The sequence below is a fragment of the uncultured Pedobacter sp. genome, assembly GCF_913776295.1.
Lineage (GTDB): Bacteria > Bacteroidota > Bacteroidia > Sphingobacteriales > Sphingobacteriaceae > Pedobacter.
The window spans coordinates 95,897-120,909 of sequence record NZ_CAJYOJ010000064.1; the positions used below are offsets into that span (position 1 = coordinate 95,897).

A 25,013-nucleotide genomic window follows, 5' to 3' on the forward strand; every position below is an offset into this window, starting at 1 on the left:
ACTGTGCCGTTAATTAAAGAACATGTCAAAAAAAATCTTGTTTCTGCATATCTTAACGGCGTTCTCCCTTGCTGTTTTTGCGCAATCTCCTTCAGCGTTTAAGGTTGCTCCTGAAAGGCCTGAAAGTGGTAAACCGTTAACCATTACCTATGATCCTTCGCAAACAGCACTTTCAGGTAAAAAGCAGGTAAATGCAGTTGTTTACCAGTATATTAATTACAAATGGAAAGCTGCTGACCTAAAATTGGAAAGCGTACAAAACCTTTGGAAAGCAACTTTTAATGTACCCGCAGATTGTGGTTTTTTGGGTTTTAAATTTACATCCGGAGAACTTACCGATAACAATAAGGAGCAGGGCTATTTTGTGATGTTATCTGACGCTAAACGAAAAGGGCTGATTGCGCCAGGTGGTTATGCCGGTTGGGGCATGGCCCGTTCACCAAAATATGGCATGGATATCCCGAATTATATCAAATTCGAAGGCATTAGCGATTCGGCTACCTATCATTGGCTTAACCAGGAAATTAGTTTTAATCAGCCATCAAAGTCTGTGCTGGCTTATCCCTACGCTTCAGCTCTAAAAAACACCTATAAAGACAGTGCAACGCCGCGTTTACAGCGGGTAATGGCTTATTTGAAAAGGCCTGAGGCTACTGAACTGGATTTATTTAACGGGCGCCGGATAGCACAATATCTTTTGAATGATAACAATCTGGCTGATTCTATTGAAAAAGTCTGGGCGCAACGTTTTCCAAAAGGAAGCCTCGCCCGGATTGCTGCCTATAAAAATATTGGACAAAGCCGTGATATAGCTACAATTTTGGCTGCCTCAGAAAAGTTTCTGGAAGATTTCCCCGAACATCAAAGCAGCCCGGAAATCGATGCCCAGAATCGGATCAGTTATGGTATGGTATATCAGAACATCATGGTGTTTGGGGCCGTGCAACATCCGAATGGGAACGAAGTGGCGCATTATGTAGATTCCTTATCGTTCGAAGCCCTGCCGAATGTGTATTATAAGCTGATCCAGATTCCTTATGATAAAGGTAATCTGAACCGCTTAAAAGAATATTCAGATCTGTTGGTGAAGAGATTTGAATACTTCAAAATACATCAGCCGGAAAGTATGGCTTATCTTTCACCAATAGAATGGCAGAAAGAATATCAACGGCTTTTTGTACTTAATGTGTCAAGGATATACGCTGGTTTACTAAATAAAGCTGGTCTTTATGCTCAGGCGCTTCGCGTTACACAAGAGGCACAACAAATTCAGCATTATAAGCAAGCTGCTATAAATAATGAGCAGGCTATTGCACTTCAGAAACTCGGAAAAAATGCAGAACTTGAAAAACTGCTCATTAAAAGTATGTTCGAAAATCAAAGTTCAACGGGAATGACGGCCATGCTCAAAGCTTTGTACATCAAAAGAAAAAAAACAGCTGACGGTTTTGAGGCTTATCTGGAGTCGCTGAAGAATCCGGTAGATTCGAAAAAAAACCAGGAAGAATTAAAAGCCCGGATGATTAAAAAGGAAATGCCGGAGTGGAGCATGAAAGATATGAAAGGAAATACCGTTACCCTGGCCAGTCTTAAGGGCAAAACCATTGTAATGGATTTCTGGGCAACCTGGTGTGTACCCTGCAAAGCGTCCTTTCCCGGTATGAAACTGGCTGTAGAGAAGTATAAAAAAGACCCGAATGTCGTTTTCCTATTTATTGATACAGAAGAATATAAAGCTGGCTTTCGGGAAGAAGTGGCCAGGTATATCAAAGAAAACCAATATCCTTTCCAAGTTTTATTTGACAACCAGAGTGAAGGCGCTAAAACCAATGACGAAGTATTCAGCCGTATAGCCAAAACCTTTAGTATTTCGGGGATTCCGCAAAAACTGATCATTGATCGAAATGGTTTTTTAAGGTTTATTTCCATTGGTTATGGCGGAAGTGCAACGGCGCTGGCCGACGAAATTTCCAGTTTGATAGAATTGACTAAAAGTGCAAACTAATGGAAAGAAGAATCGGATTGCTATTCGCGCTGCTATTAGGTGTCAATTTTGCGTTTTCGCAAAGCTATCGTTCAGAAGAAGTAACTTTTCGTAAAGACAGCATTGCTTACGGTGGCACCTTAACCATTCCAGCGGGTAAGGGACCATTTACGGCTATTGTAATTGTTTCCGGTACGGGAAAACAAGACCGTGATGGTACGATGGGTGGGCACAAGATTTTTCTGGATATTGCAGATGGATTATCCAAAAACGGTTATGCCGTACTCCGGCTTGATGATCGTGGCGTTGGTAAAACCAGCGGTGTTTACGAGCAGGCTACTACGCTCGATTTTGCTCATGATGCCCTTGCCGCGGTAACCTATCTACGGGGCCGTAAAGAAATTAACGCCAAAAAGATTGGTTTGCTGGGTCATAGTGAGGGAGGAATGGCCATCAGTCTTGCAGCGGCAAAAAGTAAACAGGTGGCGTTTCTGATTAGTATTGCCGGTTTAGCTTCAAACGGATTAGATGCCTTGATTCGACAGAATAGAGATTTGGTTGCAAACTCGCAACTTCCCGATTACGACAAAGCCCGTTCTAATCAGATCAATGAACTGATGTTTCAAACGGCCTACAAGTATGCAGACTCAGCCAATATGGAGGCAAAGTTAAATGAAACCTATCAGCTGTGGAAAGTAAAGGATGATGCTTATTTCAAATCGTTGAATCAACCTTTTGATCATTTCCGCTTTCCCGTATACAGTTATGTGAAAATGGCTACCAGTTCATGGTACCGTTTTTTTATTCAATATCATGCCGTACAAACCCTTTCAAGGATTAAGGTACCCATATTGGCTTTAAATGGTGACCGGGACCTGATGGTGGCCGGAAAGGAAAACCTGCAGCATTGGAAAGAATATCCGCGGCAGGGTGGAAATACCAACGTAGAAACGGTGCTGATCCCTAATTTAAATCACTTGTTTTTGCCTTGTATTACCTGCAATCAGTCTGAAATTTCTACCATTAAGACAGGCTTTTCAGAAGTCGCCATGACGGTCATCGTCAATTGGTTGAAGAAAAGATTTTAGATTAGTTAATGATGACAGGTCGGTAAGCAGGATTGCGCCGACCTTATCTTTTAAAATTTCAAAATAACTGATTGATATCCTCTATCCATCATATTGATGAAATTAAGTACGTTGTGCCTTTTTTGGAGGTTGTGCTGTACATAAAATTACCATCTACTTTCCTGGCTATTGCATTTACACCTTTAATTTTAATTTGATTTGAGGTTCTGATTTTAAGCGGCTCTCCATTTAATGATTTAATGGTTCCGCTAAGCAGTTTTCCGCCCTTCCATTTCAGCGATACTTCAAAACCACCTCTGGCTTTTAAGCCGGTAATATATCCATCAGGCCAGGCAGATGGTAATGCCGGCAGTAAATCAAGGATGTAAGCATCCAGACCATTTGCACAGGTATAAGATTCCATACTTTGTAGCAACATCTCCGTCATGCCGGATACGGCTCCAAAGTTTCCATCGATCTGGAAGGGTGGATGAGCATCGAAAAGATTGGGGTAGGTGCCTCCGGCATCTGCCATGATGGTTTCGGTTTGGTAAGTGGCACGCAGTTGATTGGATAGGAGCTTATGCGCATGATCCCCATCCCTTAACCTGGCCCAAAAGTTTTCTTTCCAGGCAATAGACCATCCGGTACCATCATCTCCTCTTAATTCAAGTGTTTTTTTCGCAGCCTTTGACAGTTCAGGTGTACCTAATGCGGTAATCTGCCTCCCTGGGTGAAGGGCAAATAAATGTGAAACATGCCTGTGGTGCGGATCGTTAGAGTTGAGGTCCCAGTCTTCGTTCCATTCCATTAATTGCCCGGCTTTACCAATTTTTAGAGGACTGATCTGATTGCGGGTTTTGAGTACGCGATTTTGAAAGGCTTTATCGTCATTGAGTGCTGAAGCCGCCTGAGAGACGTTATTCAGTAGATCCCAGATGATTGATTTTTCCATCGTTGCACCTTCTGTAACGCTGCCGCTCTTCTTATCATCCGTAATAAAATAATTTTCGGGTGAGGTAGAAGGCGAGGTGATTAAAAAACCTTTTTCATCTTTAACCATGGTAGCCATATAAAATTCTGCAGCACCCTTTAAGGTCGGATAAATACTTTTAAGATAGGCTTTATCTCTGGTAAACGCGTAATGTTCCCATAAATGTTGGCAGGCCCAGCCACTACCTCCGTTAAAAACGCCCCATGGCAAATCAGCTCCAGGGCTGGTCCAGGCCCAGCCATTGGTGGTATAACCGTAAAACCAGCCGGGTGTTTCCGGGCCATAATAGGTTTTAGCCGTTTTGGTTCCGGGTGCTACCAGGGTTTGGGTAAGCCTGATCATGGGCAGGTGCATCTCCGACAGATTGCTTTGTTCGGCAGGCCAGTAATTCATCTCATAGTTGATGTTTGATTTATAATCACATTTCCAGGGTAGGTCAAGCCCATCGCCCCACAAACCTTGCGAGTTGGAAGGGAGCAGATTATCGGGACGGCTGGATGAAATCAGCAGATACCTACCGTATTGATAAAAAAGCGCAGCAAAAGATGGATCAGCCAATCCGTTACCATAATTTTTAAGGCGCTGGTCGGTTGGTAGGTTTGGCACCTTATTCGATCCCAATTCAAAATTTACCCTACGGAAATATTTTTGGTATTCTTTGATGTGATTTTGTTTCAGCGTGGTATAGGATTTGGCGAGGGCATTGGCCATTTGTTGCGAAACCAGAGCGTGCGGGTCTTTTCCCTGAAACAATTTGGAATAATCAGGTACATAGGATGTTCCCGCGGTCATCATAATCAGTAACTCGTCAGCGTTTTCTACGTCTAATTCGTTACCTGATGCTTTCACCGTACCACCGCTATTTAAGATCGTCAATTGCAACTCATAGGTTAATTTGCCTCCGGCATTTCCGGTCAGGATGAGTTTGTTTGGCGCAACAAATTTGGTTTGCGCACGTTCCAACCGGCTTAAACTCAGTTTAACGCTTAAACTGCCTTTTTTCGACGCGGTTAAACGTTGGATGATTGCTTTATCTGCCGCACTTGAAAATAGTTCGCGCTGATATTGCGTACCGTCCACTAAAAAGGAAACACCGGCAGTGGCCTGATCTATGTCCAGCCAGCGGCGATAATTGCGCACTGGTTTGTTGTCGGGCAGTTTAAACTTTATATTTAAATCACCCAATGTCTGATAAGAAGCGTCATAAGGCGCAGGCGAGGTAAAATGATCTCGGGTTAACTGTTGCGCCCTTTTATAATCTTTGTTTCGGATAGTCTTCCTGATCGTGTCCAGATATTGAAAGGCACCTGCACGGTCTGCATCAGGTTGAGGATGATCAGACCATAGCGTAATTTCGTTAAGCTGCAGCCGCTCCTTTAGCGGGTCGCCAAAAATCATGGCACCAAACTGGCCGTTTCCGATGGGCAGGGCTTCTTCCCATACTTTGGCCGGTGCTGTATACCATAAAGTTTTATTATTGGGCCATTGGGATAGAGTACTTTGGTTTTGGGCATAACCAAAGCTGATATTAAATAGAATTGAAATGCCCAGAAGCCTGTTCGTTATGTTTAACTTCATTGAAAAAAGTTTATAAAATACTTGAAGTAAGTATCCTTGAATTTATTGGTTAAATGTGTTTGATCTGTTTTTCAAAGATAGTCTTGTACAGGTATTACACATTTATCTGAAACCGACATTTTTTATCACTATTCCGAGGTTAATCGTTTTTCCTTTGACACGCAAAGGCATTCAATTTTTGTTGTTGCCAAAGCCGTGTTTAGAAATGTTTATAAACAGCAAAAGTCTCAAATATTGAGACTTTTGCATAGTCATTAGGATATTTATTCAATTTGATGCGCTAAAATCGATCAGCTTTTAGCCGAGTCCATCATTTTTGCAATTGATTTTTGAATTACATCCAAGGGTAGGATAATCGTAGCTGTTCGGCTATGCCTGGCAATGTTAATGCCCATAAAGTTTCCGTTTCGATCGAAAACAGGGCCTCCGCACTCATCTGATCGGATGGCAGCATCCTGAACAAATACTTTTTCGAAACCATCAGAGCGTAAACTTCTTTTCCCTTTATAGCGCTGCGCAATGTCGCGCTTTGGTCTTTCGTTAAAATCAAGATCAACTATAGAGGTTTTATGGTTTCTTATGATTCCTAAAGTAAGGTGATCGCCCATTACCAGACCATTCATTTCCTGTTGATAAACCTGTTCGTTTGGTATTACTTTCCCGTTTATCGATATAATCTGATCACCAATTTTCAATACTTGTTCAGCAGGATAATTTTGTGCAATATCTTTCACCATCATTTTACCGGCTTCTTCAAATACTAATGCCCCCAATTGCGCACGGCTAAAAAGTAGTGGTAGCTTGATTTCTACTGTGCTTATAATCCCTGTTTTGCAATCTTCAGGACTTATAGGTGAATATAAAAATCTCCCCAGATCGACAGGACTTAGCGGTTTGCATTTGACTTTCCCGAGTTTCAAACCATGGAAATTATTGATACTGTCAGGAGCACTTAAAAGTACCAGGTCATTGTCAGGATCCCGGCTGATTACATTCAGCTGAATTTTTGCACCGTTGTACATCATCCAAGGCTGTTCGCCAAGCATGGAACTTTTACTGAGCCATAATGTCTGTTGCCGGCCTTTTTGCTCCATGCTGATTTCGGTAGCCAGGATTTGCTGTTGCGCATTGCCCTTTGTACTATGCAAGGTAGTAACCTGGTTTGTAAATTTAAGTCCTAGCTGTGAGAAATGAGCAGGCGAAGCCACCGTAAAACGCTTGCTTGCTATTAGGAGTGGAAGCGGTTCGGCTGCTGGTAACCGGCGGTAATTAACTGGTTTCTGTAGCGCACTCCAATATTGGCGAAATAGATTAACCGGAATATCAAAATTTTCATCCTCATTGACCTGAATTTTATCACGGATACCAATCAATTTACCTTGTAAATCGAATAGCGCACCTCCTGAATCCCCGGGTTCCATTTTGCAGGTAGATTCTATCAAGCCATCACCGGCATCTAAATTGGTCAAACGTCCGAAACGGAGGTTGGGTTTAGTTTGAAAAAAACTACCAGGATAGGAGATGGCCAGGCAGCCTTCTCCTAAGATCAGGGCTCTGTTATCAGCCATCATTACAAACGGCCAGGAGCCTTTGCCTTCCATTTTAAGCATCGCCAGGTCGAATTGTTTATTTTCAGCATCCAATGCAATCTTTCCTAAAGCAGTGGCTATCCCTTTTTGGCCGTCGGGGAATTCTACCCGGTACCGATGGTTAGGTTGAACAGAATGCGCAGCAGTTAATATGGTGCCATCTGAAGAAACAATTACCCCACTAAATCCTCCGAAGTCCCGATCTGCCACGGTGTCCCTGATCACCAGTTTAATGCAGGCATCAGCCACTTCCGAGCTCGTTTTACGCAACAAACTTTCTATTTTTTTTGCTGATCTGATCTCTTGCTGCGCTGGTGTCTCCACCGCCAGATGAGAAAAAAATAACAACAGGCAAGCTGTTTTTGAAAAAATTCTCATTTTTCAGAAAAGATTTGATCTAATTTTTGTGTGAGTTCCTCACCCAGAAGATTGATGGCGAGTATGTTGCCATTCCCATCCAAAAGAAAATTGGATGGGATGGATTGTAAACCATAGTATTTCAGGATTTCCCAATCTCTAACCTGTTTCCAAGGCAGACGATCTTCATTTACAGCTTTTTTCCATTTGTCAACATCATTATCACACGATATGCCCAGAATATCAAAGCCTTTTGCATGATATTTATTATAATTCTCTAATAAATTAGGATTCTCTTGTCTGCAGGGTACGCACCAGCTTGCCCAGAAATCTACCAGTACAGTTTTCCCTTTATAATCAGCCAGGGTAACCATTTTACCGTCTAAATCTGGTATGCTAAACGACTTTAATGGTTTTCCGGTTGCCGAGAGTTGTAAAACTGAGAGATCTTTTTTTACTGATATCCCTGCTGAAGATTTTCTTAAGGACTGATCAATGCCCTGGAATAGTGCATTTGCCCTGTCGTAATCTATCCTGGAACCGATGAGTAGATTTAACAGATGCAGACTTACATAGTTTTTCGGATTATTTTTGATGTATTGCTCGGCCAGGCCGCTTGAAATCATTTGTCCGATTTTAAACAGTTTTGTTTTCAATACAGTAGAATCGGCGTTACCATTGGCTATTATCGCATCCAGGCTGTCTGCCTGTTTGATTAAAGACATCCTTGCTTTTATGTAGGAATTAAATACATTTTGGGTAGGGGCACCGGTAATGCTGAGATTGATAATGGAATCCAGATTGTCTACGCTTCCGCGTAGCTTCAGTTCTCCACGTTCCGCAAAAAAAGGATAGTCGAAACTTTGCCCCTGAAAGGGAAGTTTTAATGTTGCCATAACAGGCGTATCGATTGGTGCTGTTACGGTGAACATGCCATTTTTAACGGGGATCCGATAGTTATATGTTTGCCCTTTAAGCATATAACTCAGAGATATGCTATCGGCATTACATCCGCCCACCTGGCCGCTCAACCGCATTTGTGCTTGCAACTGGCTCTTTACCGAAAAAACCAGCAACATTAAAAGAAGATAAATTTTGTTCTTCACTATTTTATTGTTAATTAATTTAATTTTTTAACCTTCTCAATAACTGCGGTCATTTCTGCTACCAGATCAGGAGTTGAACCCGCAAATCCTACACTGTTTAATCGGATAAAGCCATTGCGATCGATGATCACTTTATGAGGTATACCGCTCACCTTAAAGCAATCTGCCACTTTATTTTTTTTGGTATCCTTGTCTTTTAAATCTATATAAAGGGGGAGTGTAAAATCATGTGCTTTAAAATATGCCTGCGATTGGTCTCTTACCTTACTAAAAGATTCGCCAGTGATTTCTTTGGTGTGAATGAACAGAAATTTCACCTCCGGATCATTTTTGTATTGATCTACCAATAGCTGCATACCTGGTAGTGCTGCCTTACAGGGCATACACCATGTGGCCCAAAAATCAATTACCATGATTTTATCTTTAAAATCTTTCCATGATACCGTATTGCCGTTGGCATCCAGCAGTTCAAATTCCGGTGCTTTTTCCTTAATCAGGTTTTCACCATTATAATTCTTGTATTTGGCTTCATACTGTTTCACTCTTGAACTTTCGATAGAATCAAGATGTGCTTTTACATCTCTGTTCGGATACATGAATTGGTAAGCCCTTTTATATTCACTCTTGATTTCTTCATCCTCAGTCTCTTTGTTGATCATTTTTTCCAGTGCCGGAAAAGCTGCCCGATAATTGCCACTTTTGCTTAGTAAAATGCTGTAATGATCAATTTCATTCTGAGTAGGATTTGGCGTCAGATCTAATATCTTTTTAGCAATGATGGCCGCACTTTTATAATCTTGCTTTTGCTCCAGAAGATAACGCTTCATATTCAGGAGTACAATTCGCTCTTCTTGAGGCAATTTTTTTTGCAATAAGGTTTGGTCTACGCTTAAGACAACCTGTTTTAAAATTTTAGGGTCATTTACCAAAGCCAGTTGAGACCAGGCCATTACGCGATCCTGGTCTTTTGTTTTTTCTAAATAAGCCATGGCCTGATTAAAGTTGCCTGCTCTGGCATAATCGCCAGCCAATAAAGCATAGTTATAGCCATATTTTTGGTTGGGAAACTGCTTTTTGATGGAAGCCAATATGGACAGCTTTTTATTCAAATCTCTTTCTGCAAAAAACTTTTCCTGTGCTTTATTAAAGGCAAATTGTTCTTTAGGCATGCGTTTCGCAGCAAGTTCGTCCCATTGACTACGGGACCAGCCTTTTTCAAGCCCATATTGCGTAAGTAGCATTAGGTCTTCCTCAGATCCGGTAGCGAGTGCCGATAATTTTTGATTGAGTACCACGGTATCCTGAATGCTTTTCAGCCCTTCCAGCTCTTTTTTAAGATCACGGGTGTTTTGCGCTAATAGCTGGGTGAAACAGCTTATCGTGAGGCTTAAACAAATGATAGTTTTACGAAACATATTTTTTTTAATAGGTTAGTTTAATTGGCCCTGCGATAACTTATGGATGAAATCTCTCCAAAACCATCTATTTTCTGATCATAAGTTCCGTTAACAATAGTCCCAAGGTTACTGATCTTGAAGAAGTATACTGATCCTCCAGCCGTTTGGTTAGCGGCAACTACCAGCGTTTTGCTGTCCGTCTGATCCATCTGGATTTGTTTGATTTGTGTACCTGACGGGAAGGTGTAAAGCAGTTTTGCCGAGTTCGCGAGGATATCATACAAATAAATGCTATTGTCTGTAGCATAATATATCTGCCTTAAGGCTAGCGAAGCCGCAAATGATTTGGCGGAAGCAATCTCCGGGCTATTCAACATTTTTTGATTGAGGCGTGGCGATGCACCTGATAATGAATAAAGAAAGCGATCGCCATTGGTATCCTGCATCACAAAGAAGAAATCTTCTGATGAGTTTGTTTTGAGGCCGTCCATAGCGCCTACCATCAACATACGCGTATCTCCAATATTAAAAGGGGCAGAAGGAGAACCGAAAGTTGGTATTAAACTAAAGCTGCCGAATGGTACATACATAAAGCGTTTGTACTTGTTATCATAAAAATAGGTAGAGAATAAAGCGCTGGTGATCACTTTGGGAAAGAGGTTATAGTCTCCTTCTAATCTTGCTGAGTAAGTAACACTTGCAGGTTCGTTAAGCATGGAGGCTGCGTAAAGGCTTCCATCATTAATCAAATATTCTTCGGTTGTAAACTTTGATACACTAAAAGCAAATTTATCTTTCAGCGGTGTAAAACTAATGGTTGATTTTCCTGAAACTAAAAAATCGTTTGCACCAAAGCGGTAACTTCCTTTATCAGTAAAAAAACTTAGTCCAAAGCGGCTCCCGTCATTATTATAGAAAAGATTAGCCGCGATAGCATTTCCAGGAAACGTGGCCTGATTCACAGCGCCGGCCGGGTTATAAAATACCCTATAATCTGAACGGATAAAGCTTAATTGGGCATTTCCCGATGTCGTGTTACTCACCAGCCATCCCTTACCAAACGCGCTGTTAACCCGTACAGTATAAATCTTAAATGTGGATACACCAGTTGCTGAATTGGTAATTTTGTATTCCAGGTTATAACCATCCTTTAAAGGTGGATAACTGATTACCGCTTTTAATGCCTGAGCGGTAGACAGAACTTTTGCATCAATTCCTTCTACCGGAGAGACGGAGTAAATTTTCCACTGATAGGTAAATCCTTCTCCCGCAGGCTTGCTTTGGCTAATCTGCGGATTGATTTTAAGGGTATCAAACTGGACGATAGACAAGTTTGCATTGTCACCTTTAATCTCCAGTTCATTTAATTCCTTGTAATTGAAGTTCTGACTTTTTTTGCAGGACCATAAGGTGGCACAGCATATCAGTAATAAGCAAATGCAATATTTTATTTTTAACATGACTTAAAATGTAATTGGGTTACCGAATTCATCAATAAGAGGGCCGTTCAGCTGAACATAATCTGAAAGTGCTTTTTTCAAGTTTACCTGGATCAGAAATAATTCACCTAAATCAACCACATTAGGGTCAAAATTGGTGAGGCCCGTCACCTTGATCATAAATTTAAATTTGACTATACTAAAGTCTCCGAAGAAGAAGATTAGATTTTGCCAATAATCAGGCTCGATAAGTTGATTAGTGATGTTGACTTTCATTTTTGCAAAGTTTCTGGAAAGATCAACTGCTACTCCCGGCGCACCCGGAACCAGTTCACTCCCCGGATCGACCCCCAGCAACAGTTGAAAACTTTTGTTGAGCATTTCAGGTGTATTAAACACGACCAGCGGATAGTTAACAAAAGTTGCATTTGCCGGTAATTTGATTTCAGGCAAAATGTAATCAACATTGGGCCGGGCCGTTGAACCCGCCAAGGCTTTTAATTTGATACTGCGTGCTACACTGGCAGGTTTGCCTACCAAACGCATTTTAATGAATATGGTATCTTTTGTTTTAACCGTTGGCTGTAAGGCAAATGAATAATTGGTGCTATCAGGATTTTCGTAGTAATCAATAAAGAAGCTAATTCCATCCCGGCCTTCAAACGTCGGTATATCGTCTTTCTTGCAGCCTATTGCAAAAACAAGCAAGAATAATATCGTTAAGTATTTCATTCGTTTAGTTATAATTTGGGTTAAACTCTAATTCCTGATCAGGAATTGGCAATACATAATTAGATAGTGGAATATCTGAAGTCATAAACTGCATCCTTGTAATGTTTTTGCGTTTATAGTAATAGAATAGTTGCCCTTCAGCATGAAATTCCTTTTGGTACTCTTTGGTAATCTCATTATTTAAATTGGTTTGGCTAAGATTAGTGGCCAATGGTGTAATGTTTCTGTTTTCGCGTACCACATTCAGGTAAGTAATGCCGTCTGCTGTAGTTGATGCGCATTCGGCCAGAATGTAATACATTTCTGCCAGCCTGATCATGGGTACTAACTGATCCAAACGATTGTCGGAAGGAGCTGTACCGGGATAGGTTTGCCAGAATTTCGATGGAAATACAAAACCTGCACTATTGCTGTTATCAACTTCAATTCTTGCTAAATAGCGGATATCGGTACTACCGCCAGATCTTGCTTCATAAAGTGTTTGGTAATCATCAGAAGAACGGCGCATATTGGAAGCACCGCGAAAATAGCCGGGATCTGCCCAATTTCTCAGGTTAGCTACCCTCAGCCCAAAAATTTGTTCTGTAATGTAGATCCGGTCTCTGCTTTCGGCTGCAGCCGTTGCATCTGCGAAGGTTACAAACGGGAATTTGTTGGCATCAACTACCAGTTTTGCTGCGGCAAAGGCTCTGCTTTTATCACCGGCAAAAAGGTAAACTCTGGCCTGCAAGGCTTTAACCGCATAATAATTCATCTTGATGCTGCGGTTTGCCTGGCCATTGACCACCGGATCTGATGTGGCCAGCAGTTGTTCGGCTTCAGTCAAATCTGCAAGTATAGCCAATACCGTATTTTGTGTGGTCAAAGGTATTGAAGTATATTGGTTCACCTCTTTTTTGTAAGGAATGGCTTTTTTTGTGAGTCCACTTACATATTCCGGTCCAAATAACCGCAGCAGTTCGAAATGCATATAAGCGCGTAGCGCTACCGCTTCACCACGAATCCGGCTGTAAGCCGAAGTACTTAATACATCACGTCGCTTTTCCGTATTTTGAATCACCTTATTGGCACCGGCAATAGCGTTATAACCATTGCTCCAGATCGAATTTCCCAATCCAGTCACCTCCTGTGAGTTGAAGTTGAATTTAGAAGTATCATAAAATCTGGAGTTGACAGGGATATTATAATTCTGTGCCAGGGCAGATGTAAAGCCCATGGTCAGATTGTCGCCAAATAGATTTTGGGAAGCAAATAGCGAATATACGCCATCTAAAGCCTGTTGAAAGCCCAATTCCGAGTTGAATAGCTGGTTTTCAGAAACGGATGATTTTGGATTTACGTCAAGATATTTTTTGCATGACGTTAGCATAGCGGTTAAACAAACCAATATGGCTAATAATTTTTTATAGTTCATGTCTTTTAGTTAAAAACCTGCTCTTAAGGTTAAGGAATATGTTCTGGCAAAAGGGTTGCTGGTACCGCGTTCTACCTGTATAGAACTTACCCTGAAAAGATCGTTCGTAATGGCCGTAAGCTGTAAACTGCGCAAACCAATTCTTTCCAGAAACTGTTTTTTGTAAAAAGTATAACCCAGTGATGCAGAACTCAAAATCAGGTTATCATCATCCTGTACAAATCTTGAAGTCAGCTTGGTTTGACTTGGATTGGCCGTAATTCTTCTGAATTGACTTACATCACCTGGTTTTGCCCAACCTAGGTTATAAGCCCTTTGATCTACATTGAATTTTGGATCAACAGATTCCACACGATCTACCAAAGTCTGGTTATACATTTGTCCGCCGAATTGGTAGTTAAAGATCAGATTAACCTCAAAACCCTTATGCGAAAAGCTGGTACCGAAGTTTCCATTCCAGAGTGGCTGACTGATTCCTACCGGTACTTTGTCTGCTACATTCCAATCCAGGGTAGTTTCTCCCGATTTCGTTAGAAATACCTCAGAACCAGTAGTAGCATCTATACCTAATGAACGTACAGCAAAAATGGTATTAATGGATTGTCCTTCTACCAGTTGAAGATTGGGTTTCACCTGATTTGGATTTCCGTTATTCAATAGATTGTTCGATGACAGAAGCGCGTTTGAAATTTTTCTAAGCGAGTTTCTATTCGTAAATCCATTCACATTAACCGTCCATAGTGTCCGGCTGAACGGATTTTGCAAGATGGTATACCTGGCGTAAAACTCGAAACCTTTGTTTAATAATTCTCCAAAATTTTCGGTATAAGAATTAAATCCGGTTGAAGGGGCCAGGGTAATCTGTGTTACGGCATTTTTGGTATTCTCCCGATACAACTCAAACCTTAAGTTTAAACGGTTTTGTAACAAATCGGCATCAAGGCCAATATTGGCTTTCAATACATCCTGCCAGCTTAAAAAATCATTTCCCATGCCTGCAAGTGTAGCACCAATATTACCAAAATAAGCGCTTCCCGCATTAACATTGTATCTGAATTGAGAAGCGTAGGATGGCACATTAAGCGAACCGGTAGAGCCGTAACTTCCTCTGATTTTCAATCGGTTAACAAAATCGTTTTTCTGGAAGAAAGATTCATTATGGATATTCCAACCTGCCCCTACAGACCAAAATGTACCAAAACGTTTTTCGTTGCCATATTGTGAAGAGCCATCCCTTCTGTAAGAAACACTGGCCAGAAAGCGGTCGTCGTAGATGTAATTTCCGCTATAGAGCAAACCCACACGGCTAATTGTATTTTCATCACCAACCGGGCGACCACTGTACTGTGTAGCATAGAGTATATCGTCTAATTGATCTGTTAATAGGCCCGTTGCAGAAAAGGTATTATAAGATGAGGTACTGCGAGATAAATTTAAACCTAAGTTAGAAAACAACTGGTGTTTCCCAAATATGGCATTCCAGTTTGCCGTAGTCAAACTTTCATATCCCATACTGTTATTGGTACTTAAATCATAACTTCCTTTTAGGTTCAGATCGGTTACATTATTAAACCTGGTGCTTTGCGCAGAATAAAATAAATCATTACCACCACTTTGTTTATTAATGCTTAAACTGCTTTCTACATAAATAGATTGTGTAGGCTTGTAGCGGGCACTAAAGTTATCGGAAAACCCGAAGTAATTGGCGCTATTTATAGAATGCAGGGTGGCATCGTAAAGTGGATTTGCCGTCTGGTAGCTGAATCCAAGAAAGTTCAGGTCTTCTACCATTCTATTGGCGTTTCCCTTATTATCATAAGGGGCCCAATACGGGTTCATACCTACATAATCTGCAAAATTACCATAGGGTGATTCATTAGATTTGCTCTGGAAAATACGCAGGGAATTGCGGAACTCGAATTTCTTTTTAAAATAATTTAAGTCAAACTGACCTGAATAATTGGTACGGTCCTGACCTTTCATTACACCTGATTGAAAGTCGCCTGATACTTGAAGGGCATAACGGATAACTGTATCACCACCCTGGGCATAAACAGAGGTACGGTTACTATAGCCATTTTGTGTGGGGATAGACAACCAATCGGTGTTTACACCTTTGGCATAAGCTTTATAGCGTTCGTTATAAAGCATATCAAGACTGCTTTGCAAAACATTTGATGTAGTGGTATACAAGCCAACCCGTTTTTCAAAATCGAGCTTTTGTTCAGCATTAAGAAGATGGTATACCGAAAGATCTGGCGTGGTGAGGCGAAAATCGTGGGTTACATTAACCTGAAGTTTGCCGGCAGCAGGGGTAATGGTTGTAATTACAATCACACCGTTGGCACCTCTCGATCCATAAAGTGCGGTAGCAGAAGCATCCTTGAGCAGCGTTACGCTTTTGATTAAATTCATATCAAGGTCAACGATACGCTGCAGGTTTACTTCAAAGCCATCCAGAATCAGGAGTGGAAGCGTTGGAATAGATGACAGTTGCCCCGAAAGGTTTGGAAAGGAATTTTCCCCACGGAGTTGAATATTGGGTAACTGGTTAATATTGCCGCCCGTTACATTGTTGGGCACTATCCTGAATGATGGATCAAGTGCACCAATAGCTGCAAATACGCTGTTGGCACTCACTTTTTTCAGTTCTGCACCGGTTAGGGTATTCGCTGCACCGGTAAAATTTTCTTTGCGCTGTGTAAAGATACCGTTAATAACAGTTTCATCTAAACTTACGGCCTGTTCTTCCAAAAAAACACTGAAATGGCGTTCGGCTCTAATTTCAACTTCGGCTGTTTTATAGCCTATGTATCTAAATTCCAGCACTTTGGCGTTTGCTGGCATATTGAGTTTGAAACGGCCATTGTTATCTGTTTGGGTCTGGGTTTTTGTACCCCTTATAGAAACAACAACTGATGGTATTGGATTGCCCGTTTTACGGTCTCTAACCACACCATCCAGGGCATCATCATTTCGCTGGGTTTTATTGGTTAGTATCACCGTTTTATCCTGAATGGTATAGGTAATACCTTGTGGACTTAAAATTGATTTAAGTGTGGCATCAATAGATTGGTCTTTCAGGTTTGCAGTAATCAGCTTAGCATCTGAAATGATTTTATCAGAATAAACAAAATTATAGCCAGTCTGGCTTTTAATCATCCGGAAAACTTCCGAAAGCGGTTGGTTAGAGACACTTAGTGTAATCCGCTGCGCAAAGGTATAAGCGCTAACCTGTAAAAAAGATAAGATGAGCAGAAAGTGGAACAAGGTAACTGCCCGCAAAATTCTGGGACGCGCAACATGATGCCCGGCCATTTTATTGGTCTTCATTAAGTTAGTTTTGGTTTAATAGTTGATAGTCGATTTTTGGTTTGATTCTGTAATTTTTGCAGTCTACAAAAATTAAAATTTTGGTCTTTAGGTTAGCTTTTTGTCATATGTTGTATATTAATATTCTTTATTTTATGAGTTAAATTTATCTTATTGCATAGCTGATACCACTACACGGTTACCTATGGTTTTAATCTTAACGGTTCCGGTAGCCTGAAGGATGTTGAGTACGCTATGGATGTCTGAAAATCTCGAAATGCTGCCACTTATCTTTTCTGACGGTATATCACCTTCATAAATAATGTTTACATCATACCATCTCGAAATCAGTTTCATGATGGACCTGATATCCTGACTGGCAAAAACGAATTCATTATTTTTCCAACCCGTTGCAGCCTCAATATTGGCAGTTGCTTTTTCAATGCTTCCATTACGTACCGTTCCTTTTTCACCTGGTACGAGTATAACCTTATCCCTGTTGGTGTTCATGCTGATTTTTCCCTGTACGAGTGTGGTTATTTCCTCGTCGTCATTTTCATAAGAACTCACATTAAATTCCGTTCCCAACACCTTGATGTCGTGTCCGCGGGTGCTTACCACAAAAGGATGTTCACTGTCGTGAGCGACTTTAAAATAAGCTTCTCCACTTAATTTTACCTTCCTGACTTCCGCATTAGCCAGGTTGGTAGTGTAGGTAAGGCTCGAAGCAGCATTGAGCCATACAGAAGATCCATCCGGAAGTTCTACTTTAAAGGTTTCGCCCTTTGCGGTAGCGAGGGTATTTATTTTTAACGCATCGGAAGTTTCATCTTTTACCTGGTATACCAATTCTCCATTGGCTGTCTTTGTAATCTTTACACCAGCTTCTTCGGCAAAAACACCATTTTTCAACTGGCTTAATCTGATTTGCTTTCCATTTGCCAGCGTTAGGGTTGCGCCAAAAGTACCTGGTGTTATTTGTTCTTTTTGGTTTTGAACCAGGTGCTCCTGAATTGAGTCGCGATTATAAAGCTTAAACAGACCAAACAGTACGAGGATTATCGCAGCAGCTGCCACAAATTTTGGCCATAGCTTACGCTTAACCGCAACACCGGTTGCCGGAAGTTTCGCCCAGATTTCCTGTCCGATAAGTTCCATATTATCCGGATGCTCAACATCGGCAACGGTATTGGCATATGTATTAAACCAGGCTTCAATCTGGATTTCTTCTGCTGGTGTACAGTTACCCGTGTTATAACGGTTAAGCAGTTCCTGAGCATATTTAGTTTGATCTTCAGTCATTGTTGGTCAGTAGATACTGGCTTAACGACTAAGTAGGACGAAAGTCCCATGCGGAATGAAAAAAAAATTAAAAAAAGATAAGATAGGTATTCATGGTATCGCCCAGCTTGTTTCTGAGGGTTTTTAAAGCAGTGCTGAGTTGATTTTTAACGGTTTTGTTGGAAATCTCAAGTTCATCCGCAATTTCCTGATTGGATTTATATTCTTTGCGACTCATTTCAAATATCCGTCGCATCTTTTCCGGCAAGTGCTGAATTTCTCGTTCAATCTGATCGTACAGTTCCTTTTCAATATACAGTCGATCAGGCGTGGCATGGTTAAGCTGTATAAAACTCGTTAAAGATTCCAGATATCTGTTTTCTACTTTAGTGCGTTTAACCAGATCAAGAATCCGGTTCCGGGTAAGCGTGTATAAATAAGCTGCAAGTGGTACGTTTGCATTTTGGCTTTCTCTTTTAGCCCATAAAATCGTGAAAACCTCCTGTACTACATCTTTTGCCACATTTTCATCTTGCAGCATCTTACGCGAAAAGCGGTATAATACCTGCCAGTAACGGTCATAAATTTCCTTATATGCGCTGCTTCTTCCAGCTTTTAAAGCCGTTAGAAGATCACTGTCGCTGGCGAATAAGGGTGTTGACATTAGTTGTGGGTTGGTAATGAACGACTTAATCAGGTAGCAATCTAATTTATCGGTAATTCTTGCAAATGTGAATGATAAAGCTGTAGTGCTGCCGCAATTATACGGATTTATCCGTACAAATATACGCTACTTTTACGGATTTGGCGCAACGCTGCAATTTAGAGTTTGTAGCTAAATAAAGTCGTGGTATGTTTATAGTATATTTCTCGGGCTAATGGACGTATTTAATCGCAAGGTCAAGATTATCAAATTTATACGTAATTAAGCTATTTACAAACGATAAACGATGAAGTTGTATTTTATGCGATTTCCTGGACAAATTTTAAATCATTTATCAAATAAACTGCATTTAAAGTCATGTTGAAAATCTTAAAATGTCGGATTTGTACAAAAAAAAGTCTTATTTATTTAATTTTTTTGGTTTAAAGTCGATTAATTTTGGTTGGTATATATGTATCTGGAGATGCCTTAGTTTTAACCAAATAGATCAAACAGATTAGCATAGCCCCATTTCTGCTGAATAAGGCTATGTAAAACAACACAATATGAAAAGAAGAACCTTAATTAAAGGCATGGCTTTGAGTTTATCTTCGTTATACCTATCTAAAAGTTATGCCGGACAGCTGATTAACGCGCCTTATGCAGCTGGTCCGTTTAAACCTAACTGGGATTCGCTATCTCAATACAAGACACCGGAATGGTTTCGTGATGCTAAATTTGGCATGTGGGCACATTGGGGGCCGCAGTGTCAGCCCGAATATGGCGACTGGTATGCGCGAGAAATGTATATGGAAGGCGGACATAAATATAAATATCACCTTGAAAAATATGGCCACCCTTCTAAATTCGGTTTTAAAGACGTCATTAACGAGTGGAAAGCCGATCAATGGGATCCGGAAGAATTGGTGGGACTGTACAAAAAGGCGGGAGCCAAATATTTTATGGCCATGGCCAATCACCACGATAACCTGGATCTGTTTGATAGTACGCACCAGAAATGGAATTCCGTTCGCATGGGCCCTAAGAAAGATATTATTGGTGGCTGGGCAAAAGCAGCAAAAAACCATGACCTGCGCTTTGGGGTAAGTGTGCATGCGGCGCATGCCTGGAGCTGGATGGAGACCGCCCAGCGTGCTGATAAACATGGCCCAATGGCCGGTATTCCTTACGATGGAAAATTAACAAAAGCTGATGGTAAAGGAACCTGGTGGGAAGGAGAAGACCCTCAGGAGCTATATGCACAAAATCATCCACTCAGTAAAAATAGTGAAGATAACGGGATGATCCACAGTCAATGGGCTTGGGTAAATGGTGTTTCCTTGCCTTCTAAAGCCTATTGTGAAAAATTTTACAAACGCACTATTGAACTGTTAGACAAGTATGGGCCGGACGTCATCTACTTTGATGATACGATTTTACCTCTATATCCTGTTAGCGATGCCGGACTTAGGATTGCCGCACACATGTATAATGCCAGTATCAAAAAATACGGTAAACTGGAGGCGGTATTATTCGGGAAAGTGCTTGATGAACAACAGCGTAAGTGTATGGTGTGGGATATCGAGCGTGGGCAAACCAATGAAATTGCTAAAGAGCCTTTCCAGACAGATACCTGTATTGGTTCCTGGCATTATGACCGTCCGGTTTATGATAACAACTGGTATAAAGATCCCAAAACCGTTATTCATATGTTATTGGATGTGGTCAGTAAAAATGGTAACCTGATGCTGAATATTCCAGTAAGGGGAAATGGAACCATTGACGAAAAAGAACGTGCCATAGTGGAAGGAATAACCGATTGGATGCAACGAAATAGCGAATGTATTTATAGTACGCGACCATGGAAAATCTTCGGAGAAGGACCGGCAATTGCAAACGCAAAGCCACTAAGTATACAGGGCTTTAACGAAGGTAGTGCAAAATTTGGGGCAAAGGATTTCCGCTTCACTACCAAAGGGAAAGATTTGTTTGCAGCCATGCTTGACTGGCCTTCTGATAGAACAGCACTTATAGAAAGTCTCGCATCAAATAAAGTCAATAAAATACAAAAGGTAAGTTTATTGGGTTATCCCGGATCAATTGAATTTGAACAGGCAGGAGAGGGATTAAAAATAAAACTTCCTGAACAGGTACCAGGCTCCATTGCCTATGTCTTTAAAATTTATGGTGCTATTGTTTAAATAGGATTGTACTCCTTAAATGAGTTGGTTATCTCTCCATCCCGGATTGAATCAGCCAGATCATATTTTACTCACTTAATTGTTAAAACACATCATTCATGCACCAATATGGCGCATGAATGATTTACTGAAGTCTTTACATGATTGTTAATGAAGTGATACGAAAACGTGCGATTACGCTACTTTTCATCATGCTATTTTTGCATGCTTTTACCTTCGCACAACCTCCGGTTAATGCACCTACCTGGGGCGATTGGACACATTGGGGAGATCAGGGCAATGGCACTTACCGCAACCCTGTTTTACCTGGCGATTACAGTGATGTGGATTGTATTCGCGTTGGCGATAACTACTATGCTGTATCTTCTACCTTCCAATATTCACCCGGATTTGTGATCCTGAAATCGAAAGACATGGTAAACTGGCAGATACTGGGGCATGCGGTTGAAGATATTACGACCATTTCGCCAGCGATGAACTATACCCAGATGAACCGTTATGGAAAAGGAATCTGGGCGGGTGCCATCCGTTATCACAACAACCGTTTCTGGATTTATTTCGGCGATCCGGACGAAGGTTATTTTATGAGTTCTGCAGCTAAACCAGAAGGTCCATGGGAACCTTTACACCGTGTTTGGGCCGAAAAAGGCTGGGATGATTGCTGTCCTTTCTGGGATGAGGATGGCCAGGGTTATCTCATCGGAACGCATTTCGCCGATGGCTATAAAATTCATCTTTTTAAAATGACGGCTGATGGCAAATCGTTGATCAAAGAATCAGATAAAGTAATTTATCAGTCTAATGGCAGCGAAGCCAATAAGTTGTATAAAATCAACGGTTATTATTATCACTTGTTTAGTGAAGTGCGCAATAACGTTCGCATGTTAATGATGGAGCGTGCTAAAAATATTTATGGACCTTACGAAGGTCCACGGCAACTGAGTGAGGGGCAACCTGAGTTTAACGAACCTAACCAGGGTGGATTGGTACAAACCCCAACCGGAGGATGGTATTTTCTAACCCATCATGGTTCTGGCGATTGGTCAGGAAGGATTTTAAGTTTGCTGCCGGTAACCTGGCTGGAAGGCTGGCCGGTAATCGGAAAGCCTAATGCCAGGGGTATCGGAGAAATGGTATGGTCGGCACCAATGCCAGTAAAAGGTACCCGCAAAACGCAACCAAAAAGCAGTGATGATTTTAATGCCAAAACCATTGCGCCACAGTGGGAGTGGAACTACCAGCCCAAAAAAGATGAATGGTCTTTATCCAAAAGAAAGGGTTGGTTGCGCTTAAATGCTTTTAAACCATTGAAAGACAATATTCTTTCTGCGGGGAACACCCTAACCCAAAGGGTTTACCGTACGTCTAAAAATATTGTTACCGCAAAGTTTGACCTCCGTGGAATGGCCGATGGACAAAAAGCCGGTTTATCTCATTTTGGTGCACCAGAATACGCTACCATCGGTTTTGAGTGTGCTGGGTCTGTAAAAAAACTGGTATTTAGTACTAAAAATCAATCTACGCCTGGCCCTGAAATTAAGGGCAATGATATCTGGTTACGATCAGTTTGGGGACTGGATGGTAAAAGTACCTTCAGCTACAGTTTGGATGGTAAGGCGTTTAAAACTTTTGGCGAGCCTTATCCATTACAATGGGGATCTTATCGTGGCGACAGGATAGCCATTTATAATTTTAATCCTTTAGCTAAGGGAGGTTATATTGATGTAGATTATCTTCATTATGATTATGGACAATAGCAAAACGATGTATCTGGATACCCAGGCCGTATTAGGTTGGTTGGTTCGTTCTGGATCACAAAACTTGTTGCGAATTTATGTTTTAACTTTCCTGGGCTTGTTGTGGTCGCTAATGCTGAACGCACAATCCTGGACGGCAGATAATGGAAATGGTACCTATACCAATCCGCTTTTTTATGACGAGTTCTCTGATCCGGATCTGATTCGTGTAGGGGATGACTTTTACCTCACCGGTACCACCATGCACAGTGTACCGGGATTACCGGTGCTGCACTCTAAAGACCTGGTGAACTGGAAGCTGGTGAGTTATGCCATGGATCGTTTTACGCTGGGAGAAGAATTTGACCTGACCAATGGTAAAGAGGCATACGGCCAAGGCATATGGGCACCGTGTATAAGGCACCATAATGGTGTTTTTTATATCTTTTCCAATGTAAATCACCATGGATTACAGGTTTTTACGGCTACAAATCCTGCCGGGCCATGGAAACAACACCAGCTTAAACGCCATATTTACGACCTTTCGGTCTTGTTTGAAAATGATAAAATCTATGTGGTTTATGGCGTTGGCGAAATTAAGCTAATTGAATTGAAATATGATCTCAGCGGTTTTGTGGAGGGCAGCGATCGGGTAATCATTCCGAAGGGAAATGCCATGGGCGAGGGAAACCACCTGTACAAAATCAATGGTAAATATTACATTACCAATGCCGACAATGGCCGGTTGCAGTGCGCCAGAGCTACCAATATCATTGGCCCTTATGAAACTACGGTAGTGAGCGCGAAAGAAACCATGGGGACCTCACTGGGATGGTTTACCCAAAATATGTGGTTAGATTCTGCGCTACCTGCGGCCGATGCAAAACTGAGCATGGTACAACAGAGTGATCAGCTTTTTGCTTCGGTACCCATGCATCAGGGCGGAATTGTCGATCTGCCAAATGGCGAATGGTGGGGTTTTTCGATGATGGATTTTCGTTCAGTAGGCCGTACCACCTTTCTGTCGCCTGTTACCTGGAAAGAAGGTTGGCCTTTTTATGGCATTGAAGGCAACCTGGGCAGGTCGCCACGAACCTGGTTTAAACCCAATGTAACCAAACCTGATCTTCCACAGGTACCTTACCAACGCAATGACAATTTCGATGCACCGCAGTTAGCTTCTGCCTGGCAATGGAACCACAATCCTGTTGACCGCAAATGGCAGTTGAAGGGGGGAAGCCTGCGCCTGCACACTTTACCGGCAAAAGATTTCCTTTTGGCGAGAAATACCCTGACCCAGCGGGGGGTAGGGCCAGAATCAGAGGCTACGGTAGAATTGAATGGTCAGCACTTAAAAGATGGCGATCTGGCCGGGCTGGGTTTAATGAATATTCCCTATGCCTGGATGGGGATCATCCGCGAGGGGAATAAACTTATTTTCAGGATGTTTGATCAGTATCAGCAAAAAACAATTGATAAACCATTAAAATCTCCACGTATTTATCTACGCGCCTTTGGTAATTTTGATAAAGATATTGCCCAGTTGAGTTACAGTACAGATGGCAAAACCTTCGAGAATGTAGGTGACAGCATTCGTATGCCTTATCAACTTAAAACCTTTCAAGGTACCCGGTATGCGCTTTTTGCTTACAACACCAAAGGAAAAGAGGGTGGTTATGCCGAATTTGATCATTTTAAGTTAACAGAACCTTTGGCCGACCGATCAAAAAATCTGCCGCTGGGGAAAGTGATTACACTAACCAATCTCGCTGATAGACGCCAGCTGTGGGCAAATCCACACGGCATGCTTTGCCCGGGGCGCGCTTATAATGACGACCTGGATGTCGCTTATCAATTCCGTGTGTTGGATCGTGGACAGGGGAAAGTTGCCCTTCAGGCGCTTAATGGAACCGGATTTTTGACCATTACCAGTTTAGGCTTATCAGCAGATGTCCGCTTGATGAAAGATGAAACACCGGGCAGTCTGTTCATGTGGCAGGATATGTTAAGGGGACAATGTATGTTGCTATCCTTAAAAACCAACCGCTTTGTAGGGCTAGATCCTAAAACGGGAGAATTATACGGTGCAGACTGGCCAGGTACTTCACCCAATAGAAAAGATGGCACCGTTTTCAGTTGGCAACTGGTTACAGAATAATTTAAACACCAAACGAACCTGTACA

General features: G+C 41.6%; 15 protein-coding genes. 5 read left to right on the forward strand and 10 right to left on the reverse strand.

Annotation, left to right across the window (positions count from 1 at the left end; translation table 11 throughout):
- Positions 1-22: 22 nt before the first annotated feature.
- Both QZ738_RS14175 and QZ738_RS14180 read left to right on the forward strand, forming a co-directional pair.
- The gene (locus tag QZ738_RS14175) at positions 23-2,005 is read left to right on the forward strand and encodes a TlpA disulfide reductase family protein (RefSeq protein WP_293788412.1); all 1,983 of its coding nucleotides are present in this window, start codon (positions 23-25) and stop codon (positions 2,003-2,005) included.
- Positions 2,005-3,072: an alpha/beta fold hydrolase gene (locus QZ738_RS14180; RefSeq protein WP_293788413.1), complete on the forward strand. Its 1,068-nt coding sequence runs from the start codon at positions 2,005-2,007 to the stop codon at positions 3,070-3,072. Before QZ738_RS14175 ends, QZ738_RS14180 begins: the two co-directional genes overlap by 1 nt.
- Before the next feature lie 88 nt (positions 3,073-3,160).
- On the opposite strand, the gene QZ738_RS14185 is transcribed toward QZ738_RS14180, so the two are convergent.
- The 10 genes from QZ738_RS14185 to QZ738_RS14230 form a co-directional block, all read right to left on the reverse strand.
- The gene (locus QZ738_RS14185; RefSeq protein WP_293788414.1) at positions 3,161-5,623 is read right to left on the reverse strand and encodes a glycoside hydrolase family 95 protein; all 2,463 of its coding nucleotides are present in this window, start codon (positions 5,621-5,623) and stop codon (positions 3,161-3,163) included.
- Between the two features lie 290 nt (positions 5,624-5,913).
- Positions 5,914-7,590: a trypsin-like peptidase domain-containing protein gene (locus QZ738_RS14190; protein ID WP_293788415.1), complete on the reverse strand. Its 1,677-nt coding sequence runs from the start codon at positions 7,588-7,590 to the stop codon at positions 5,914-5,916.
- Positions 7,587-8,675 (reverse strand): TlpA disulfide reductase family protein, encoded by a 1,089-nt coding sequence (locus QZ738_RS14195; RefSeq protein WP_293788416.1) that lies wholly within the window; start codon positions 8,673-8,675, stop codon positions 7,587-7,589. Before QZ738_RS14195 ends, QZ738_RS14190 begins: the two co-directional genes overlap by 4 nt.
- A gap of 14 nt (positions 8,676-8,689) precedes the next feature.
- Complete coding sequence (locus tag QZ738_RS14200; RefSeq protein WP_293788417.1) at positions 8,690-10,090, reverse strand: redoxin domain-containing protein; 1,401 nt, start codon at positions 10,088-10,090, stop codon at positions 8,690-8,692.
- Positions 10,091-10,110: 20 nt separating this feature from the next.
- Positions 10,111-11,532, reverse strand: a complete 1,422-nt coding sequence (locus QZ738_RS14205; protein ID WP_293788418.1) for a PKD-like family lipoprotein — start codon at positions 11,530-11,532, stop codon at positions 10,111-10,113.
- 3 nt (positions 11,533-11,535) lie between these two features.
- The gene (locus QZ738_RS14210) at positions 11,536-12,243 is read right to left on the reverse strand and encodes a DUF4843 domain-containing protein (RefSeq protein WP_293788419.1); all 708 of its coding nucleotides are present in this window, start codon (positions 12,241-12,243) and stop codon (positions 11,536-11,538) included.
- Between the two features lie 4 nt (positions 12,244-12,247).
- Entirely contained in the window at positions 12,248-13,657 is a 1,410-nt protein-coding gene (locus QZ738_RS14215) for a RagB/SusD family nutrient uptake outer membrane protein (protein WP_293788420.1), read from the reverse strand.
- 9 nt (positions 13,658-13,666) lie between these two features.
- Complete coding sequence (locus QZ738_RS14220; RefSeq protein WP_293788421.1) at positions 13,667-16,990, reverse strand: SusC/RagA family TonB-linked outer membrane protein; 3,324 nt, start codon at positions 16,988-16,990, stop codon at positions 13,667-13,669.
- 150 nt (positions 16,991-17,140) lie between these two features.
- Complete coding sequence (locus QZ738_RS14225; RefSeq protein WP_293788422.1) at positions 17,141-18,271, reverse strand: FecR family protein; 1,131 nt, start codon at positions 18,269-18,271, stop codon at positions 17,141-17,143.
- 67 nt (positions 18,272-18,338) lie between these two features.
- Entirely contained in the window at positions 18,339-18,914 is a 576-nt protein-coding gene (locus QZ738_RS14230) for an RNA polymerase sigma factor (RefSeq protein WP_293788423.1), read from the reverse strand.
- Between the two features lie 545 nt (positions 18,915-19,459).
- Here QZ738_RS14230 and QZ738_RS14235 point away from each other — a divergent pair.
- The 3 genes from QZ738_RS14235 (at position 19,460) to QZ738_RS14245 (ending at position 24,988) form a co-directional block, all read left to right on the forward strand.
- The gene (locus tag QZ738_RS14235; RefSeq protein ID WP_293788424.1) at positions 19,460-21,094 is read left to right on the forward strand and encodes an alpha-L-fucosidase; all 1,635 of its coding nucleotides are present in this window, start codon (positions 19,460-19,462) and stop codon (positions 21,092-21,094) included.
- Between the two features lie 140 nt (positions 21,095-21,234).
- Positions 21,235-22,851: a glycoside hydrolase 43 family protein gene (locus QZ738_RS14240; RefSeq protein WP_293788425.1), complete on the forward strand. Its 1,617-nt coding sequence runs from the start codon at positions 21,235-21,237 to the stop codon at positions 22,849-22,851.
- Positions 22,841-24,988, forward strand: a complete 2,148-nt coding sequence (locus QZ738_RS14245) for a glycoside hydrolase 43 family protein (protein WP_293788426.1) — start codon at positions 22,841-22,843, stop codon at positions 24,986-24,988. Before QZ738_RS14240 ends, QZ738_RS14245 begins: the two co-directional genes overlap by 11 nt.
- The last annotated feature ends 25 nt before the right edge of the window (positions 24,989-25,013 follow it).

Bases quoted from the DNA above. Each gene is read 5' to 3' on its own strand.
- QZ738_RS14175 (WP_293788412.1), top strand. From the start codon at position 23: ATGTCAAAAAAAATCTTGTTTCTGCATATCTTAACGGCGTTCTCCCTT.
- QZ738_RS14180 (WP_293788413.1), top strand. From the start codon at position 2,005: ATGGAAAGAAGAATCGGATTGCTATTCGCGCTGCTATTAGGTGTCAAT.
- QZ738_RS14185 (WP_293788414.1), bottom strand. From the start codon at position 5,623: ATGAAGTTAAACATAACGAACAGGCTTCTGGGCATTTCAATTCTATTT.
- QZ738_RS14190 (WP_293788415.1), bottom strand. From the start codon at position 7,590: ATGAGAATTTTTTCAAAAACAGCTTGCCTGTTGTTATTTTTTTCTCAT.
- QZ738_RS14200 (WP_293788417.1), bottom strand. From the start codon at position 10,090: ATGTTTCGTAAAACTATCATTTGTTTAAGCCTCACGATAAGCTGTTTC.
- QZ738_RS14205 (WP_293788418.1), bottom strand. From the start codon at position 11,532: ATGTTAAAAATAAAATATTGCATTTGCTTATTACTGATATGCTGTGCC.
- QZ738_RS14210 (WP_293788419.1), bottom strand. From the start codon at position 12,243: ATGAAATACTTAACGATATTATTCTTGCTTGTTTTTGCAATAGGCTGC.
- QZ738_RS14215 (WP_293788420.1), bottom strand. From the start codon at position 13,657: ATGAACTATAAAAAATTATTAGCCATATTGGTTTGTTTAACCGCTATG.
- QZ738_RS14220 (WP_293788421.1), bottom strand. From the start codon at position 16,990: ATGAAGACCAATAAAATGGCCGGGCATCATGTTGCGCGTCCCAGAATT.
- QZ738_RS14225 (WP_293788422.1), bottom strand. From the start codon at position 18,271: ATGACTGAAGATCAAACTAAATATGCTCAGGAACTGCTTAACCGTTAT.
- QZ738_RS14230 (WP_293788423.1), bottom strand. From the start codon at position 18,914: ATGTCAACACCCTTATTCGCCAGCGACAGTGATCTTCTAACGGCTTTA.
- QZ738_RS14235 (WP_293788424.1), top strand. From the start codon at position 19,460: ATGAAAAGAAGAACCTTAATTAAAGGCATGGCTTTGAGTTTATCTTCG.
- QZ738_RS14240 (WP_293788425.1), top strand. From the start codon at position 21,235: ATGATTGTTAATGAAGTGATACGAAAACGTGCGATTACGCTACTTTTC.
- QZ738_RS14245 (WP_293788426.1), top strand. From the start codon at position 22,841: ATGGACAATAGCAAAACGATGTATCTGGATACCCAGGCCGTATTAGGT.